The sequence below is a fragment of the Pontibacillus sp. HN14 genome, assembly GCF_021129245.1.
Taxonomy (GTDB): Bacteria; Bacillota; Bacilli; order Bacillales; family BH030062; genus Pontibacillus.
The window spans coordinates 424,379-442,437 of record NZ_JAJOLR010000001.1; the positions used below are offsets into that span (position 1 = coordinate 424,379).

Below are 18,059 nucleotides of genomic sequence, written 5' to 3' on the forward strand. Positions count from 1 at the left end.
TGATTTCGGTCTCTGCTTTTTGTTTATATTTATCTAAAAGCCTTATGTTCTTTTATGACACGGATGGTTTCTAGTGTTTCATCTTCAGGCCCTTGTACTGGGAGTCCTGCATCCATATTAGAATGAATATATTGTATGTTTTCTTTTGTAATGATTTCACCAGGGAGCCATATTGGAATCCCAGGGGGATAGACCATTACGAACTCTGCACTGATTCTCCCGACTGATTCGTCAAGAGAAACAATTTCTGTATCAGCGTAAAAAGCATCCCTTGGAGAGAGGGCAAGGACTGGTATCTCAGGAACCTCAACTTGAAGGGGGTTCTCGTTTTTGTTCTTTACTCCAAATTCGTCAGAGAGAGACTGAAGAGCGTGAATTAAAATACCTGTTTCTTCTTCTGTGTCTCCAGGTGTTACAATGCAAAGAATATTATATAAGTCAGAAAGTTCGACTTCGATATTGTAACGCTCTCTTAACCAAACTTCTACGTCATATCCTGTTATTCCTAATTGCTTTACGGAGATGATGAGCTTAGTAGGATCGTAATCAAACGTGGCATTACTACCGATAATTTCATTTCCTACACAATGAAGATGTGGGATGGTATTTATGCGATCTCTGGTCATGTTCGAAAGTCTAATTGTTTCTTCCATAAGGTTGCGTCCGTTAATGGCTAAATGTTTTCTAGCTGCATCTAAAGATGCGAGCAGAATATAAGATGTAGATGTCGTAGTCAACATAGAAAGAACAGATTGGACCCGTTCAGGCGTCACGAAGCTGGATTTTAAATTGAGCACAGAACTTTGGGTCAAGGAGCCCCCGAGTTTATGAACGCTCGTGGCTGCCATATCAGCACCAGCCTGCATAGCAGACAAAGGTAGCTCTTCATGGAAATGGATGTGAACTCCGTGTGCTTCGTCTACTAAAACGGGTACCTCATAAGAATGGGCAATTTCAACAATTCTTTGCAAGTCTGCAGAAATCCCAAAATAAGTTGGATTTATAACGAACACACCCTTTGAGTCAGGATGTGCTTTTAGTGCCTTTTGCACAGCTTCAGGTGTAATTCCGTGAGAGATGCCTAAATTGTTATCAAGTTCAGGGTGTATAAATACTGGAGTAGCACCTGAGAAAATAATTGCTGATGTTACAGATTTATGCACATTCCTTGGAACGATAATTTTATCACCAGGGTGACAAACTGACATAATCATGGCCATAATAGCTCCGCTTGTTCCTTGAACGGAGAAGAAAGTATGGTCCGCACCAAAGGCTTCAGCTGCAAGGGCTTGTGCTTCTTTAATCATCCCATGAGGATGATGAAGGTCATCTAAAGGACTAATGTTAATTAAATCAATAGATAGAGCCTGGTCGCCTAAAAATTCGCGGAACTCTTTGTTCATTCCCTTACCGGTCTTATGACCTGGAATATGGAATTGAACAGGTTTTCGTTTAGCGTGGTTTAATAGCCCTGTAAATAAGGGCGTGCGCTGTTGGGACAAATACAACACCTCTTAATCGTTTAATAAAGCAAAGAAAGTATAGCAAAAGAGGGGGAGAAAAGCTAGATACTCACACAAAAAAACAATTTCTGATACGATAATAAAAAAGGTTATAGATATTGACAAGGAGGGGAAACCATGTTTGATACTCGAGTAACACACTTGCTAAACATCAAATATCCCATTGTTCAAGGAGGATTAGCTTATTTAGCCTATTCCGAACTCGCTGCAGCTGTTTCCAATGCGGGGGGGCTCGGTCAAATAACGGCCATGAGTTTAGGGTCGCCGGAAGAGCTGAGAAAGGAAATACATAAGGTTAAACAAATGACAGATCAGCCTTTTGGAGTAAACTTCGCAATTGGTCAACACGGGAGACCATTTGAACACATGGTGAACGTTGCTATTGAAGAAGAAGTCCCTGTTATTTCCATAACAGGTGGGAATCCTAAACCAGTGATCGATATGGTGAAACCACATCGTATAAAAACGTTGGTTCTAGTGGCTGCAAAGCGCCAAGCAGTTAAAGCAGAACAACTTGGTGCAGATGCTGTTATGGTAGTTGGTCAAGAAGGTGGGGGGCATCTTGGAAGAGGAGATGTGGGTACGATGGTTCTCACTCCTCAGGTGGTTGATGCAGTCTCAATCCCTGTTATAGCATCAGGGGGGATAGGGGACGGAAGAGGGTTAATGGCTGCTCTTGCTCTAGGAGCAGAGGGAATTGAAATGGGAACTCGCTTTATCGCAACGGAAGAATGCCGGCATGCTCATCCATCTTACAAACAAGCCATTCTCGATGGAGATGAGCAAGCAACTGTAGTCATTAAACGATCTCTCGGAACTCCTGGAAGAGCCCTCCTTAACCCTTGGACAGAAGAAATTCTGAAACTTGAGCAAGACGATCCTGGTATAAGCGTGTTAAAATCGTATATCGGCGGGGAAGCAAACAGACGCTATATTTATGAAGGGCATTCTGATAAAGGGTTCGGTTGGGCAGGCCAAGTAGTAGGGAGGATTAAAGATATTCCTACTGTAGATGAATTAATCAGAAGAATCATAGAAGAAGCAAACCAAATACGAAACGATTGGAAATAGTAAGGAGAGATATCATGAGCACAGATTATAATTATCCGTTAGATACAGAGCATTGGAATACTGAGGAAATTATCGATGTTGTGAATTTTTATCATTTAGTTGAAAAAGCAAATGAATCTGGTGTTAAAAGGGAAGATTTAATGCATGCTTATAGTCGATTTAAGCAAATCGTTCCTTCTAAGAGTGAGGAGAAAACGCTTGGGTCTGAGTTTGAAAAACAGTCAGGATATTCTCTTTATAAAACGATAAAGCAGGCGCGCAATACGTCAGAGGGTGAAGTCGTTAAGCTTTAGTAGGGAAATAAGAACGATAACGAGGTTTGATCTTTAAACAGATCATTCAATTAAATAAAAAGGCTGTTCCTAGTGGAACAGCCTTTTTATCATTTACTTACCTGATTTTTTAGCTTTTTCGCGCTCGTTTTTGTTCAAGATCTTTTTACGAAGACGAACATTTTCTGGAGTTACTTCACAGAACTCGTCATCATCAAGATATTGGATTGCTTCTTCAAGCGTCATTTTACGCACACCTTTAATGGTATTCGTTTGGTCTTTATTTGCAGAACGAATGTTTGTCAGGTGTTTCTCTTTTGTGATGTTAACAGTTAGGTCGTTTTCACGGTTGTGCTCTCCAACGATCATACCTGCGTATACATCAGTTGTAGGCTCAACGAAAATAGTACCACGATCTTCTAGCTGCATAATGCCGTAGGTAGAAGCTTTACCATTTTCAAGAGCAACAAGTACTCCTCGGCGGCGACCGCCAACAGTACCTTCAACAACAGGCTCATAGCCATCAAATGTATGGTTAAGAATTCCGTAACCACGAGTTTGAGACATAAACTCAGTTGCATAACCGATTAAACCACGGGAAGGTACTTTGAACTCTAAGCGAACTTGACCGTTACCATCGTTCATCATGTCTAGCATTTCACCTTTACGATAGCCAAGGGATTCCATTACTGTACCCTGGTAATCCTCTGGTACGTCTACCTGTACGCGTTCCATTGGTTCACACTTCACGCCGTCAACTTCTTTAATGATAACCTGAGGTTTTGAAATCTGTAGCTCATATCCCTCACGGCGCATGTTCTCGATAAGGATAGATAAGTGAAGCTCACCGCGTCCACTAACAACCCACTTATCTGGGGATTCTGTTTCTTGAACACGTAGACTAACGTCTGTTTCAAGTTGTGTAAGAAGACGTTCTTCAATCTTACGTGCTGTGATGAATTTACCTTCTTTACCAGCAAATGGACTGTTGTTTACTAAGAAAGTCATTTGTAGAGTAGGTTCATCAATACGAGGGATTGGTAACGCTTCAGGAGCATCCTGGCTTGTTACCGTTTCTCCGACGTTAATTCCTTCAAGACCAGCTACTGCGACAATGTCACCTGCTTTTGCTTCTTGAATCTCAACACGTTTCAAGCCAATGAAACCATATAGCTTGGAAATACGGAAGTTCTGAACGGACCCATCTTTCTTCATAAGGGAAACAGGTTGTCCAACTGCAATGCTTCCTCGGAACACACGTCCAACACCAATACGACCTACATATTCGTTATAGTCTAGTAATGTGATTTGGAATTGTAAACCTTCATCAGAGTTATCTACTGGAGCAGGAATGTTTTCCATAATCGTTGTGAAAACAGGGTCCATTGTTTCTTGTTGGTCTTCTGGTTCTAAACCTGAAGTACCTTGAAGGGCAGAAGCGTAAACAACAGGGAATTCAAGTTGATCTTCATCTGCACCTAGTTCGATGAATAAGTCTAATACTTCATCGACTACTTCTTCAGGACGGGCATTTGGACGATCAATTTTATTTAATACAACCACTGGAGTTAATTTTTGCTCAAGTGCTTTCTTCAATACGAAGCGAGTTTGAGGCATGCACCCTTCATAGGCATCAACAACAAGTAGTACACCGTCTACCATTTTCATGATCCGTTCCACTTCGCCACCAAAGTCGGCGTGGCCTGGTGTATCTAGAATGTTGATGTGCGTATCGTTATATGAAATGGCTGTGTTTTTCGCTAAAATTGTGATTCCGCGCTCTTTCTCAAGATCATTGGAATCCATTGCACGATCGTCTACGTGTTCGTTATCGCGGAAGGTACCAGAGTAGTGAAGCATTTGGTCCACTAAAGTAGTTTTTCCGTGGTCAACGTGGGCGATAATAGCAATATTTCTAAGGTCTTGTCTTACATTCATTCCTTAATACTCTCCTCTATAGTTCGAATGGCGTTCTCATTGAACTAAATTATTATAACATATATCACGGTGCTAATCGTGTTCACAGGGATAATTTACATAAGTTTAATGCATAGATGCATGAAAAAACGCCTAAATCAGGCGTATGTTTGAAACTAATCAAAAGCTTTGACAACTTTCTGCTTCTTTAAACCTCTAACCAATTTCTTTTGTTAGCTGGTATAAATAAGAAAGGGTATTGAATGTTTCTTCACATTTATTTAAGAACGCATCCCGATCTTTAAGGATAACATCATTTCGGTCTATATGGATACCACAAAGAATCTCCGCTTTCTTTACTGAATGAAGACGGTCTAACAATTGCGTGAATTGTTCCTCACTAAAGTCTTTGTTCGGAGTCGCTGAAGGTTTAGTGTGATCTTTTGACCATACGAAATCCGCAGGGATATGATCTCGAACTTCCTCTTGGTGTTTTTTAAGTACGTGAGCATAATCTTCTTTTATAGGGCTTTCGTAAATCATAGCAAACCAAATAAACACATGGCTTTCCCACAATCCGATTTGAAAATGGGGAAGCTTTTTGTAGCCTCTTTTACTACTTGCAAGAGCTGCCCACGTGTCATTTGGTGGATTTGTTGTTCTTCTAGCGTGTTTCGCTACGTGTACGTGCATTTCATCACCTGTAAGAGCGGTTAAAGTGGGAGCTAGCTCTTCAGCAATGGCTTCTAATTTTGGCGATACCTCACTTTTTAATGCCTTCATACGATCTTCAAGTCCATCAATAGTGAAAACGTCAAAATCTTGTTCGGTAAATCCATTAAAATTTGTCATATTAGGACTCCTTTCTTTATTCATAGGCGATATACTTTAAAATTCTATCATAGATCTGTTCAAGGGCCTAACTGCACGGTTTAGGTTTAAATCGGGCGCTTTTTGGTTAAATAAAAGTAATAAAACATTTGTCATATCTAAAGGTTTTCACATATATATACTAAAAGAGCTCTCTAGGAGGAGTTAGGAATGAAACGAGTAATGGATAGCTTGCGTAAAAGGGAAGTGATGGAACGATTGCCTGTGGTAAAGATGGAGATCGATTACGAGCTAATGACATTATTTGAGGCAATGGAAGACCAGGATGAAGTGCAGGTAAAAGAGTCTAAAGAACGTTTAGAGCAATTAAGAAAAGAATGGATTCACCTTCAAGTTTCATAAACCTTTCAGGAACGAGTTTCCCGCTCGTTCTTTTTTACGTTTTCTGTTAAAGGGTTTTTAAGATCCAGATTACCCTTATCCAAAAAACTCTTCCTAACCCATTTCGGTACAAGTCATCAACGTCTTAATATAATGTGAAAAAGATGAAGGAATGCCAGAAATTTGATAGCATGGAAAAGACATAACTAATAGAAGGAGTTCGACTCGCATGAATGACCAACAAAAACAACTCATTTTTGATCAGGCTAAACAGTGGATTTTAGAAGCAGGAGAACGAATTCGAACCAAGATGCACGAACCATTTGTCATTGAGACCAAATCTACTCCGGATGATCTTGTAACAGAAATTGATCAGCAAACGGAACAGTTTTTCGCTAAAAACATTCGAGAAACCTATCCGGACCACCGAGTGCTTGGAGAAGAAGGATTCGGCGATGAATTAGAAGACCTAAATGGAGTGGTATGGATTGTAGATCCAATTGATGGAACGATGAATTTCGTTCATCAGAAGCAGAATTTCGCTATTTCGGTTGGGATTTATAAAGATGGAGTAGGAGAGATTGGATTTATATACGATGTGATGGGGGATGTTCTGTTCCAAGCAAAACGAGGAGAAGGGGCCTACAAAAATGATCAAAAGCTCGCTGAACTTTCCTCAGATGTTTTATTGGAACAATCTATTGTTGGACTGAATGCATTTTGGACAACGGAGAACCCTCGTGTCAACAAAGAGGGCATTCAAGAATTAGTTAGAAAAGTAAGAGGGACACGCTCTTATGGATCTGCTGCTCTAGAATTTGCCTATGTAGTAGAAGGGAATATGGATGCTTACGTAACGATGCGCTTAGCCCCTTGGGATGTGGCGGCTGGAATCGTCCTTTTAAATGAAGTAGGGGGTATAACCACCAAAGCTGATGGATCAGAAGTCAATATGCTTAAGACCAACTCCATTATAGCTTCAAATCGCGCGATTCATAGTGAGATCATTGATAAGCATATTGAATTAAAGAAATAAGCATGTTTATGTAGGGGGGATCTCGGGTGAAAAGAGTTTTGTTTTATTTTATAGGTTTATGAATCATGACACTTGGCATCAGTCTTACGATTATAGCTGATTTAGGGACGATGCCTTTTGATTCTTTAAATGTAGGGTTATCTGAGGCTGTTGGACTCTCAACAGGAAGCTGGGAAATTATTAACGGATTCTTGCTTGTGTGCTTGAATGCATTTTTATTGCGCGAGAAACCGGACTTGTTGGCTCTTGGAACTGCGGTTGTAACAGGAATCGGAATTGACTTTTGGCTTAGTGGGGTTTTTAGCAATCTGGAAGTTAGTCATGGATTGACGGCATACGTACTTCTGATAATAGGTATTCTTTTATTAGGCTTAGGAGTAGCGATGTATGTTCGTAGTCATTTTGCTTATAACCCGGTAGACGGAGCGATGATGGTCGTTCATAAGCTAACGGGCTTTAGTTTAGGGATGTCTAAAACGATTGTAAGTCTCGTTCTTTTAGTAATCTCTATACTAATCGGAGGGCCTGTAGGGGTCGGTACTGGTATTGCGATCCTATTAATTGGACCAACCGTGAACGTTTCTGAAAAAGCCCTCAATCGATTTACAAAAGCTCAAGTAACCTCTGATGTTTAAGGAGGGTCTTGAGCTTTTTTTCGTCGTTCTTTAATTATGTTAGGCCTGCTGATTTCGTTGCTTTCGCTTCACCATGAACCCAAATCCCATCACACAGAAACCTAATAATAGGAAAAAGATAGAAAAGATAATAGAACGGTAGCCAATTGCTACTCCAACTAACATAAAACAAAAGACAGCTAAAAGGGCTAAAAAGAATAGCGGGATGTTTAGATTTTTCATATGTTTCACCTCATGTTTGCATACTAGTTCCTAGTTTACCGCATTTTTAATCTTTTGAAAACGAATCCATTAAGAGGGTGGCAGGTGATGGGAAGATTTAGTATGATAGAAACAGATCTATGTTTCGAAAAAATAGGGGGAAGCACCAATGAAAGAAGCGAATAGTATTCTCCAAATTCCTAATGACCTTTCGCCAGTGGCGAGTTTTCTTTTTCGAGGGTTAGGTGGAGAGATTGACTTGAATAATGATAGTGAGGTAGCTCTTGCAATCAGGAGCGTATTGTTCTTATATTTGATTATTCTTGGATTAGCCATCGTAACGTATAAATTGGGATTTGCTAAAAAGTTACCGATCCTTAAGTCTGCTGTTATTTACGCCGTACTTGCGGCTGGTTGTACCATTTTAACGGTGCCACTAGGTTTATCTCTTCCTATAGCAGAAGGGTTATTCGTCTCATCACTAGTGTTAGGTGTTTATCGAGTTCGCTTACACAATGAGCGAAAAGGCCGAGAAACAGGAGCCTCTTAAATAGAAAAAAGCCTGCACAATGTGCAGGCTTTTTTCTTTATATTAAACTTTCGTCATTCTTCGGCTCTCTATACAATTTAAAATTGCCAGTTGCTTTTCTTTCATTTGTCTTTTTGCCAATACGATCATTGCAGGAGGGGCACATATACGTATGAATTCTTCTGTTACGCATACGCTTCGCTTGCAAAGAGTTTCCGTCAATCGATTGGACATCATCGCATAATACACATTTTACACGCATCGGTTTCACCTCAATTTTTCTCTCTTTGCTTTTGTATTATAACACGTTCATTCCTATTGTTCTAACAGATGTTCGAAAAATTGTAAGAAGTGGGGCCGTTTGGAACAATAATAAAACAAAAAAAGGTATAAAATATATAGGTTGTTTAGATATAACTTTTTATGGGAAAAGGTTTACTAGAACACGTTGAAAGGATGATAAGATGAAGAAACGTTGGATTTATTCTGCAGTCACAGCTGCTGGTGCAGGTGCTGCAATGTACGTACTTAGAGATGAGAAAAAACGTAATGAGTTAAAAGAACGTGCTAAATCATTAACCACTACTGTACAAAATTCTATCCAAAAAGAAGACGATCGTGATCTGCCTGTAGAAAAGGCTGGAGTGCCTGAATTTGATCATACTGAAAACACAAAGATGGTCGACGAAGGATCTCAATTTGGAGTTCAGTATTATAACGAATTACAAGAGAAAGAAAAAGAATTAGAAAAGCAAAACACCTAAATCTTAATCAGATTTAGGTGTTTTTTTGTCTTTATAATTGTTCGATTGATCGTCTTGAATTTGTTCAAGCTCTCTTTCCTTTTGGGCTGGCAATTTTTCTTTATCTTGGTCAGGTTCTGTCGGCTTCTTATCTGGGACTGGCACTTCAGGCATATATCTCCCTACAATGGCGGATAATTCATCTGTGATACCTTGAATGGGGTGCCCTTGCCTTATCTTTATACCCATTTGTTTGACGCGTTCATAACCATCAGCATCTGCTATAACGACGGCATCTTTACCGTAAGGATCTTTCTTTAATGCCTCTGCTACAGAATATTTAATGGCACCTACTCTTGATCTGTCTAGTGACTTGTCAACATCGATGGCCACGACTACATAAGGGCCGGCGACCACAGCTGTGGCTTTATGAACATCCGGGACTTCATTGGCAACGTTTGCTAGATGTTTGGAACGTTTACGATTACTCATCTTTTCCTTTGGAGCGGGATCAGAGTCTTGGACTTGGATGGTAGGGCTTTGGTTTTCTTGTTGAGGCAAGCTTTCTTGGTTATTGGATTGACAGGCGGTTAAGGCAATAGCTAAACCCACCACGATGATGAATTTCATAGTTCTCACTCCTTTATTTGTTGTTATATTTTGAAGTTCGTCTAACTTTATACATACAAGCATATAGTGGTACTAGGAAGCCTTGCCAAACAATGTAGACTAATTCTCAGGAGGCGGCTGAATGGACAAAATTTATGTGCTAGATACAAATGTTTTACTGCAAGATCCGAGATCAATTTATACCTTTGATCATCATGAAGTTGTCATTCCGGCTATTGTGCTGGAAGAAGTGGATTCGAAAAAACGTAATATGGATGAAGTTGGGCGGAATGCCAGGGAAGTTTCAAGAATTATGGACCGGTTACGAGTAATGGGGAAACTACATGAAGGAGTAAGGCTTGAAAGCGGCGGGAAACTTCGGGTTGAATTGAATCACAGGTCTTTTTCGAAGCTTGAAGAAGTGTTTATGGAGCGTACAAATGATAACCGGATTTTAGCGGTGACCCTCAATCTTCATCTTGAAGAGACAGAGAAGAATGAGGGAAGACAAGTCGTATTAGTTTCAAAAGATATGTTAATGCGCATTAAAGCAGATGCAATTGGCCTCGTGGCAGAGGATTTTCTTAGTGAAAGAGCTGTTAATGAAGACACAATTCTGAATGGATTTCAGGAGCTTTATGTAAACGAAGATGAGATTAACTTATTCTTTCAAACTGGAGAATTAACCCTGTCTAAAGAGTTGCTTGCTTCCTTGCATCCAAATGAATTTATGATTTTAAAAAACCGAGCCAATCCTTCTCATTCTGCTATCGGGATTGTAAAGCACCATGAAAGTGTTCTGCAGAAGTGCAGGTTTCAAAACGAACAAGCTTGGGGCATTAGGCCGAGAAATGCTCAACAAGTCATGGCGCTTGAATTGCTGTTGAGAAGAGACATTCCTCTAGTTACCATGATTGGAAAAGCTGGTACAGGTAAAACATTGCTTGCTTTAGCGGCGGGACTTATGCAAATTGAGGATTATGGTTTTTACAAGAAGCTCCTTGTTGCTCGTCCGATTGTACCTCTTGGTAAAGATTTAGGCTATTTGCCAGGGGAGAAAGAGGAGAAGTTAAGGCCGTGGATGCAACCTATTTACGACAATCTCGAATATTTGTTTGATGTAAAGAAACCAGGAGAACTAGATCAAATTCTATCAGGTATTGGTTCTATTCAAGTGGAAGCGTTAACGTATATACGAGGGAGAAGCATTCCGGAGCAATTAATCCTAATTGATGAAGCCCAAAATCTAACCAAACACGAAGTGAAGACAATCTTAACTAGAATAGGCGAAGGCAGTAAGGTCGTTCTGTTGGGTGATCCCCATCAAATCGATCATCCTTATTTAGATGAATTTAATAATGGTTTGATCCATGTAGTGGAAAAATTCAAGGATCAAAATTTAAGTGGTCATGTAAAATTAGTTAAAGGTGAGCGTTCTCCTTTAGCTCAATTATCAGCAGATTTCTTATAAAGAAAGACCCGGTCCTATAGAACCGGGTCTTTTTTGCTTGCTATTAATCGATGACGATTTTTTGAACCCCTTTTACAGGTTCGTCTTTGTTTGAACCATCTTGGAAATACACATGTACGGGGCCTTTTTGGTTTAAAGGCTTGCCATCTTGTGAAAATAAAAAGAGGGATTGATTTAATTCATCAAGAGTAATGGCTGTTTCGCCAGTATCAGTCACAAGTAAAGCTTTTTTAGCGTCGTTATTAATTTCAGCGTTTTTTAAAAAGTGATGAATGGGCATAACATAAGTACCCTCAAGGATCTTTTTCTTATCATAACGTGAAATGCTTTTATTTACAGGAGGATCAAGTTTCTGTTGGTATACTTCCCGGTCCCAGAACTGTGAAGCTTTCTTAATTTCATCTTCTTCAGATGCTTCTTTAGTGGTTTGAAATGTGAACGCTTCCTCAAAAGCTACTTTGCGGTCATCGAAAATCCAAACCGTAGGGTCTAGTGTTATGCTGTAGTTTACGTTTCCTGTTAATTGTATGATCAATGGTAGACCACCCTTCAATGTAAAAAGATTCTGAACCTAGTATAACGAACTTCATTCAATCATGCACTAAGGAGGTTTTTAAATGCAGAAAAAAGTGAACCAGGAAATGGTGGATGAATGGATAGAACATGTGCGGACATTTACGCAATTAGGAAAAGTGGCCGATTATATTCCGGCGCTAGAAAAACAAGATCGTGAAAACATTGCGATTGGTATTTATCACTTGGATGGAGAATGCGTAGGAGCAGGGAAGATTCAAAATACATTTACCATTCAAAGTATCTCAAAAGTATTAGCACTAGCGCTAGCTTTGATGGACCAGGGGGAGGATTATGTATTTGCCAGAGTAGGTAAAGAACCAAGTGGGGATCCGTTTCATTCCATTGCGAAGCTTGAAACCACTAACCCTTCCAAACCTTTAAACCCCATGATTAATGCCGGGGCTCTGGCTGTTACGAATATGATAGAAGGGGACACTCCAGACGAGAAAGTAGGTCGTTTACTCTCCTTTGTACACGAAATGACAAATGATCACAGTATAGGCTATGATCAAGAAATAGCGAATTCAGAATTTGAAACCGCTTATTTGAACCGATCTTTAGCTTTCTTCATGAAACAACATCATGTTATTGAGGGGTCTATTGAAGAGTTGTTAGACACATACACCAAACAGTGTGCCATTGAAGTGAATATTAAGCAGCTTGCACGAATTGGAGCTGTGTTTGCCAATGAAGGAAAAGATATGGAGTCTGGGCGTCAAATTATCCCTAAGCAACTAGCTCGCATTTGCAAAACCTTTATGGTGACTTGTGGAATGTATGATGCTTCTGGCTCTTTTGCGATTCGAGTTGGGATACCTGCTAAGAGTGGTGTGTCAGGAGCTGTGATGGGCTCTGTGAAAGACTTTGGAGGAATTGCGGTATTTGGCCCTGCTCTTGATGAAAAAGGGAACAGCGTGGTTGGAATGCAATTATTAGAGATGCTTTCAAGCCGATTAGAGCTATCAATTTTTTAGTACAAAAATCGATGTTATCTTTCTGAACTTTCCTTGCATTTTTGTCCCTTAACCTATAATATAAATAGAAGAAAGTCTGTTTTAATCGGAGGGGATTAACGTGTCATCAGAAGTCGCGATCGATCATCGCCAACAAGCCTACGCCCTTCTTAAGGCTGATGCGGATAAAATAGCAAAACTCATCAAAGTTCAGATGGATAACCTAACCATGCCGCAGTGTCCTCTATATGAAGAGGTTCTAGATACTCAAATGTTCGGACTATCACGAGAGATTGATTTCGCTGTCCGCTTGAATTTAATAAGGGAAGAGGATGGGAAGAAGCTTCTGGAGAATTTAGAACAAGAAATGAATGCTCTTCATGAAGCGTCTCAAAAGTCCTGAACAATAAACTCAAATTTCACCCCTCTGGTGAACATTTGAGTTTTTTTACTATCTAGGCAAAGAGTAGGAGGAAAAAGGAGGTGGGGATTGATATAAATGAGAAAGAGATTAATTATGAAAGATATTTTCCTTGCCAAGAAGGAATTTGGTGCTTTAATCTAGTAAAAAAATATAAGGGGTCAAAACCAATTACATAAGGATGGACAACAATGAAAAAATTATGGAAAAACTTTGATTTCACTTTAATCTTTACACCGCTGATCTTAACTGCTTTTGGAGTCGTTATGATTTATAGTGCATCAATGGTTTATGCCGTTGCGAAGTGGGGCTATTCTCCCGATCACTACTTAAATAAACAATTAGTGTGGTGTGCGATCGGAATGGTAGCTTTCGCTTTTACTGTATTTTTCCCCTATCAGAAATATCAAAAATGGATGCCAATTATTTTATTTGGTGTTGCCATTTTATTAGCTTTAGTATGGTCGCCTCTTGGCGATTATGTAAATGGTGCCTACTCTTGGCTTGTATTAGGACCTATTCGAATACAGCCAGCAGAACTAGCAAAAGTAGGTCTCATTATGTACCTCGCTTCTGCACTTGCGAAGAAGCAAGATCGATTATCCAGCTTTAAAAGGGGCGTAATACCACCCATGTTTATTACGTTTCTTATCCTTGGTTTAATCATTTGGCAGCCTGATGTGGGGACAGCTTCTATTATCGGACTTATTGCCGCTACTGTATTTTTGAGTGCAGGTATTCATCCAAAAATTATAGGGATGCTAACTGTACTAGGTGGGGCGTTGATTTCGATCTTTATACTAACCTCTGTCGTAACGGATTCCGAACGTGTTGCTCGCTTTACAGGGGCGTACGAACCGTTTTCGGATCCAGCAGATGATGGGTATCACTTAATTCAATCCTATATAGCCATTGGTACTGGTGGTTTAAGTGGGGACGGCTTAGGACAAGGTGTTCAAAAGCTTGGTTATCTTCTTGAGCCTCATACAGATTTTATTATGGCGGTTATTGCTGAAGAATTAGGCCTTTTGGGCGTATTGCTCGGCCTTGGTCTTTTAACGATTATTGTTCTTAGAGGTTTGTTTATAGCGAGAAAGTGTACAGACGCATTTGGCAGTCTTTTAGCCATAGGAATTTCTTCGATGGTAGGAATTCAAACGATTATTAATCTTGGCGCTGTTAGTGGACTTCTCCCTATTACAGGAGTTCCGCTGCCATTTGTAAGTTATGGAGGTTCTTCTTTAGTGGTCTTATTGGCCTCTATGGGAATTTTAAATAATATAGCTAGACAGGTACGAATGCAGGACCAACCAAAGGTTTATAACAAGACTGTAACAGAAGAAGATCATTCTGCTAATCAAGTACCTACATTACAACAAAGAAAAGCAAGGGGAGGAAGACAATGGGCGAACGAAAGAAAATCAATAAGGTATTAGTAGCGAATCGCGGTGAAATTGCGATCCGCGTATTCCGTGCATGTACGGAGTTAGATATCAGAACTGTAGCTGTATATTCGAAAGAGGATAGTGGATCCTATCACCGGTATAAGGCAGATGAAGCATATATTGTAGGCGAAGGGAAAAAGCCAATTGATGCCTACCTCGACATCGAAGGTATTATTGAAATTGCCAAAAGTGTAGGCGTTGATGCCATCCACCCTGGTTATGGTTTCTTGTCTGAAAATATTCATTTTGCTAGACGGTGTGAAGAAGAAGGCATTACGTTTATCGGACCGACTAGTGAACATTTAAATATGTTTGGCGATAAGGTGAAAGCAAGATACCAGGCCATACAGGCGGATATCCCTGTAATTCCTGGAACAGATGGTCCTGTTGCTGATATTGAAGAGGTAAAAGCGTTTGGGCGTCAACACGGCTATCCCATTATGATTAAAGCGGCCCTTGGAGGCGGTGGACGCGGTATGAGAATCGTCCGCAGTGAGGCGGCTCTTCAGGATGGATATGATCGGGCTCGTTCTGAAGCAAAAGCTGCTTTTGGAAATGATGATGTCTATGTAGAAAAGTTAGTAGAAAATCCAAAACATATAGAAGTTCAAATTCTTGGAGATGCCGATGGAAATATCGTTCATTTATATGAGCGTGACTGTTCTGTTCAGCGTCGACATCAAAAAGTAGTAGAAGTTGCTCCGAGCGTTTCCTTACATAATGACATTCGAGAGAGAATGTGTGAGGCTGCTGTTAAATTAATGGACAACGTTTCTTACTTAAATGCTGGAACTGTAGAGTTTTTAGTTTCTGGAGACGAATTTTTCTTTATCGAAGTAAATCCTCGTGTCCAAGTGGAGCATACCATCACTGAATTAATAACGGGAATCGATATCGTTCAAGCTCAAATTATGATTGCAGAAGGATATAACTTGTTTGAGAAACCGATTAATATTCCAAAGCAGGATGACATTCGTACCCACGGATATGCGATTCAGTCACGCGTCACAACAGAAGATCCGCTAAATAATTTCATGCCTGATACAGGAAAAATTATGGCTTATCGATCTGGTGGTGGATTTGGAGTGCGACTGGATGCAGGAAACGGATTTCAGGGTGCAGTCATCTCCCCGTATTATGATTCCTTGCTCGTAAAAGTTTCCACATGGGCATTAAGCTTTGACCAAGCGGCTCATAAGATGGTGCGTAATTTGCGAGAATTTAGAATCAGGGGTATTAAGACGAATATTCCGTTCCTTGAGAACGTAATCTTGCATAATAATTTCCTGTCAGGTGAATACAACACAACATTTATTGATCAGTCACCTGAACTGTTTGTTTTCCCTAAACGTAAGGACAGGGGAACAAAAATGCTTTCATACATTGGTGCTACAACGGTTAATGGTTTTGAAGGCACCTCCCATCGGAAGAAACCAGCCTTACCAAGACCACGAGAGCCTGTTGTAAAACATTCAGAACCTTTCCCGTCTGGGACTAAGCAATTGCTTGACGAACAAGGTCCTGAGGCTGTTGCGGAATGGCTTAAGAATCGAAAAGAAGTTCTATATACAGATACTACATTCAGAGACGCTCACCAATCTTTATTGGCAACCCGTGTCAGAGGGAAAGACCTTGAACATATCGCGGAACCAACAGCACGTTTGCTGCCTAACTTATTCTCAGTAGAGATGTGGGGCGGGGCTACCTTTGATGTATCCTATCGATTCTTAAAAGAAGATCCTTGGAAGCGATTATTGAACATGCGTGAAAAAATGCCAAATATGCTATTCCAAATGTTACTTCGTGCAAGTAATGCGGTCGGATATAAGAACTATCCTGATAATGTAATTAAAGAATTTGTAGAAAAGAGTGCTCAAGCAGGAATCGATGTATTCCGTATCTTCGACAGCTTGAACTGGGTAGAAGGTATGAAGTTAGCTATTGAAGCTGTTAGAGAAACAGGCAAGATTGCAGAAGCAGCCATGTGTTATACCGGGGATATATTAGATCCATCACGCCCTAAATATGATCTTGCTTATTACACAAGCCTTGCAAAAGAGTTAGAAGAAGCGGGTGCACATATCCTAGCCATTAAAGACATGGCAGGAGTCATGAAACCGGAGGCTGCTTATCAACTTATTTCTGCTTTAAAAGAAACGGTTACGATCCCAATCCATCTACACACTCATGATACAAGTGGAAATGGGATATTCACATACGCTCGTGCGATTGAGGCCGGCGTAGATGTGGTGGACGTGGCTGCAAGTACGATGGCGGGATTAACCTCACAGCCTAGTGCGAGTAGTTTATACTATGCTTTAGAAGGAAACGAACGCAAGCCTGACATTGATGTTCAAGCTTATGAAGAATTAGGACACTATTGGCAGGATATAAGAAAGTATTATCAGGACTTTGAAAGTGGCATGATGGCTCCTCACTCTGAGGTGTATGAGCATGAAATGCCAGGAGGGCAGTACAGTAATCTTCAACAACAAGCGAAAGCGGTAGGCCTTGAATCACGATGGGATGAAGTAAAACACATGTATCGTCGTGTAAATGACATGTTCGGAGATATTGTAAAAGTAACCCCTTCGTCTAAGGTAGTAGGGGATATGGCTCTCTTTATGGTTCAAAATGATTTAACAGAAGATGACATATATGAAAAAGGTGAATCAATCGATTTCCCTGATTCTGTTCTGGAATTCTTCCAAGGCTACCTGGGTCAGCCATACCAGGGCTTCCCACAGGAGCTTCAACGTATCATCTTAAAAGGGAAAGAACCTCTATCAGTTCGACCGGGAGAACTCCTAGAACCTGTTGATTTTAAAGATCTAAAAGAAAATCTATTCCAAAAACTAGATCGACAAGTAACAAGCTTCGATATGATCAGCTATGCTCTTTACCCTAAAGTTTTCATGGACTATCACCAGTTTTACGAGCAATACGGAGATATGTCGGTATTAGATACTCTGACTTTCTTCTATGGTATGAGACTAGGCGAAGAGATTGAGGTTGAGATTGAACAAGGTAAAACGCTGATTGTGAAACTTGTTTCCATTGGTGAAGCCCAACCTGATGCTACTAGGGTTGTATATTTTGAACTAAATGGACAACCTCGTGAAGTAGTGATAAAGGACCAAAACATTAAAGCATCTGTTGAGGCGCGTCCTCAAGTAGATAAACAAAATCCAAAACATATTGGTGCCACGATGCCTGGTACGGTAGTGAATGTTATTTCTAATAAAGGAGAAACCGTGAAGAAAGGGGACCATCTCATGATTACAGAAGCCATGAAGATGGAAACGACGGTTCAAGCTCCGTTTGATGGTAAGATTAAAGATATTTATGTTAAAAACGGAGAAGCCATCCATGTTGGAGATCTCCTAATTGAATTTGAATAAATCATAATAAAAAGTCCGTAGGGATCCTCCCTACGGACTTTTTT

At 40.2% G+C, this 18,059-nt stretch carries 19 protein-coding genes; 12 read left to right on the plus strand and 7 right to left on the minus strand.

The window, feature by feature from the left end; all coding sequences use genetic code 11:
* Positions 1 to 29: 29 nt before the first annotated feature.
* Positions 30 to 1,502, minus strand: a complete 1,473-nt coding sequence (locus tag LQ226_RS02160) for an aminotransferase class I/II-fold pyridoxal phosphate-dependent enzyme (RefSeq protein WP_231416205.1) — start codon at positions 1,500 to 1,502, stop codon at positions 30 to 32.
* 138 nt (positions 1,503 to 1,640) lie between these two features.
* On the opposite strand from LQ226_RS02160, the gene LQ226_RS02165 reads away from it, so the two are divergent.
* Entirely contained in the window at positions 1,641 to 2,594 is a 954-nt protein-coding gene (locus tag LQ226_RS02165) for an NAD(P)H-dependent flavin oxidoreductase (RefSeq protein WP_231416206.1), read from the plus strand.
* Between the two features lie 14 nt (positions 2,595 to 2,608).
* Entirely contained in the window at positions 2,609 to 2,887 is a 279-nt protein-coding gene (locus LQ226_RS02170; protein WP_231416207.1) for a UPF0223 family protein, read from the plus strand.
* A 93-nt stretch (positions 2,888 to 2,980) separates the two neighbouring features.
* Here the strand turns inward: LQ226_RS02170 and typA are convergent, their stop codons facing one another.
* Positions 2,981 to 4,804, minus strand: a complete 1,824-nt coding sequence (gene typA, locus LQ226_RS02175) for a translational GTPase TypA (RefSeq protein ID WP_231416208.1) — start codon at positions 4,802 to 4,804, stop codon at positions 2,981 to 2,983.
* A 195-nt stretch (positions 4,805 to 4,999) separates the two neighbouring features.
* Positions 5,000 to 5,635, minus strand: a complete 636-nt coding sequence (locus LQ226_RS02180) for a YktB family protein (RefSeq protein ID WP_231416209.1) — start codon at positions 5,633 to 5,635, stop codon at positions 5,000 to 5,002.
* 189 nt (positions 5,636 to 5,824) lie between these two features.
* Between LQ226_RS02180 and LQ226_RS02185 the strand changes: the two genes are divergently transcribed.
* The 3 genes from LQ226_RS02185 (at position 5,825) to LQ226_RS02195 (ending at position 7,666) form a co-directional block, all read left to right on the plus strand.
* Complete coding sequence (locus tag LQ226_RS02185) at positions 5,825 to 6,016, plus strand: hypothetical protein (protein WP_231416210.1); 192 nt, start codon at positions 5,825 to 5,827, stop codon at positions 6,014 to 6,016.
* Between the two features lie 208 nt (positions 6,017 to 6,224).
* The gene (locus LQ226_RS02190; RefSeq protein ID WP_231416211.1) at positions 6,225 to 7,031 is read left to right on the plus strand and encodes an inositol monophosphatase family protein; all 807 of its coding nucleotides are present in this window, start codon (positions 6,225 to 6,227) and stop codon (positions 7,029 to 7,031) included.
* Between the two features lie 65 nt (positions 7,032 to 7,096).
* Positions 7,097 to 7,666, plus strand: coding sequence for a YczE/YyaS/YitT family protein (locus LQ226_RS02195; protein WP_231416212.1), 570 nt, complete (start codon positions 7,097 to 7,099; stop codon positions 7,664 to 7,666).
* A gap of 39 nt (positions 7,667 to 7,705) precedes the next feature.
* Here the strand turns inward: LQ226_RS02195 and LQ226_RS02200 are convergent, their stop codons facing one another.
* Positions 7,706 to 7,888, minus strand: a complete 183-nt coding sequence (locus LQ226_RS02200) for a DUF5325 family protein (protein ID WP_231416213.1) — start codon at positions 7,886 to 7,888, stop codon at positions 7,706 to 7,708.
* A 148-nt stretch (positions 7,889 to 8,036) separates the two neighbouring features.
* Here LQ226_RS02200 and LQ226_RS02205 point away from each other — a divergent pair, with 148 nt between their 5' ends.
* On the plus strand, positions 8,037 to 8,417 hold the full coding sequence (locus LQ226_RS02205) for a YlaH-like family protein (protein WP_231416214.1): 381 nt from the start codon (positions 8,037 to 8,039) through the stop codon (positions 8,415 to 8,417).
* A 37-nt stretch (positions 8,418 to 8,454) separates the two neighbouring features.
* On the opposite strand, the gene LQ226_RS02210 is transcribed toward LQ226_RS02205, so the two are convergent.
* On the minus strand, positions 8,455 to 8,658 hold the full coding sequence (locus LQ226_RS02210) for a YlaI family protein (RefSeq protein WP_231416215.1): 204 nt from the start codon (positions 8,656 to 8,658) through the stop codon (positions 8,455 to 8,457).
* A 202-nt stretch (positions 8,659 to 8,860) separates the two neighbouring features.
* Here LQ226_RS02210 and LQ226_RS02215 point away from each other — a divergent pair, with 202 nt between their 5' ends.
* Entirely contained in the window at positions 8,861 to 9,160 is a 300-nt protein-coding gene (locus LQ226_RS02215) for a hypothetical protein (protein ID WP_231416216.1), read from the plus strand.
* Positions 9,161 to 9,163: 3 nt separating this feature from the next.
* Here the strand turns inward: LQ226_RS02215 and LQ226_RS02220 are convergent, their stop codons facing one another.
* A complete protein-coding gene (locus tag LQ226_RS02220; RefSeq protein WP_231416217.1) occupies positions 9,164 to 9,769 on the minus strand; it encodes a YhcN/YlaJ family sporulation lipoprotein in 606 nt (201 codons plus the stop codon).
* A gap of 121 nt (positions 9,770 to 9,890) precedes the next feature.
* Between LQ226_RS02220 and LQ226_RS02225 the strand changes: the two genes are divergently transcribed.
* Positions 9,891 to 11,219 (plus strand): PhoH family protein, encoded by a 1,329-nt coding sequence (locus LQ226_RS02225; protein WP_231416218.1) that lies wholly within the window; start codon positions 9,891 to 9,893, stop codon positions 11,217 to 11,219.
* A 43-nt stretch (positions 11,220 to 11,262) separates the two neighbouring features.
* Here the strand turns inward: LQ226_RS02225 and LQ226_RS02230 are convergent, their stop codons facing one another.
* A complete protein-coding gene (locus tag LQ226_RS02230) occupies positions 11,263 to 11,754 on the minus strand; it encodes a hypothetical protein (RefSeq protein WP_231416219.1) in 492 nt (163 codons plus the stop codon).
* Positions 11,755 to 11,836: 82 nt separating this feature from the next.
* Here LQ226_RS02230 and glsA point away from each other — a divergent pair, with 82 nt between their 5' ends.
* The 4 genes from glsA to pyc all read left to right on the plus strand — a co-directional run bounded on the left by glsA (position 11,837) and on the right by pyc (position 18,015).
* Complete coding sequence (glsA, locus tag LQ226_RS02235) at positions 11,837 to 12,769, plus strand: glutaminase A (RefSeq protein WP_231416220.1); 933 nt, start codon at positions 11,837 to 11,839, stop codon at positions 12,767 to 12,769.
* Positions 12,770 to 12,869: 100 nt separating this feature from the next.
* Positions 12,870 to 13,151, plus strand: coding sequence for an Fpa/YlaN family protein (locus tag LQ226_RS02240; protein ID WP_036780890.1), 282 nt, complete (start codon positions 12,870 to 12,872; stop codon positions 13,149 to 13,151).
* Between the two features lie 209 nt (positions 13,152 to 13,360).
* Entirely contained in the window at positions 13,361 to 14,605 is a 1,245-nt protein-coding gene (gene ftsW / locus LQ226_RS02245) for a putative lipid II flippase FtsW (protein ID WP_231416221.1), read from the plus strand.
* Positions 14,572 to 18,015 carry a pyruvate carboxylase gene (gene pyc / locus LQ226_RS02250; protein WP_231416222.1) on the plus strand — a complete coding sequence of 1,148 codons (3,444 nt, stop codon included), beginning with the start codon at positions 14,572 to 14,574 and terminating at the stop codon, positions 18,013 to 18,015. Before ftsW ends, pyc begins: the two co-directional genes overlap by 34 nt.
* The last annotated feature ends 44 nt before the right edge of the window (positions 18,016 to 18,059 follow it).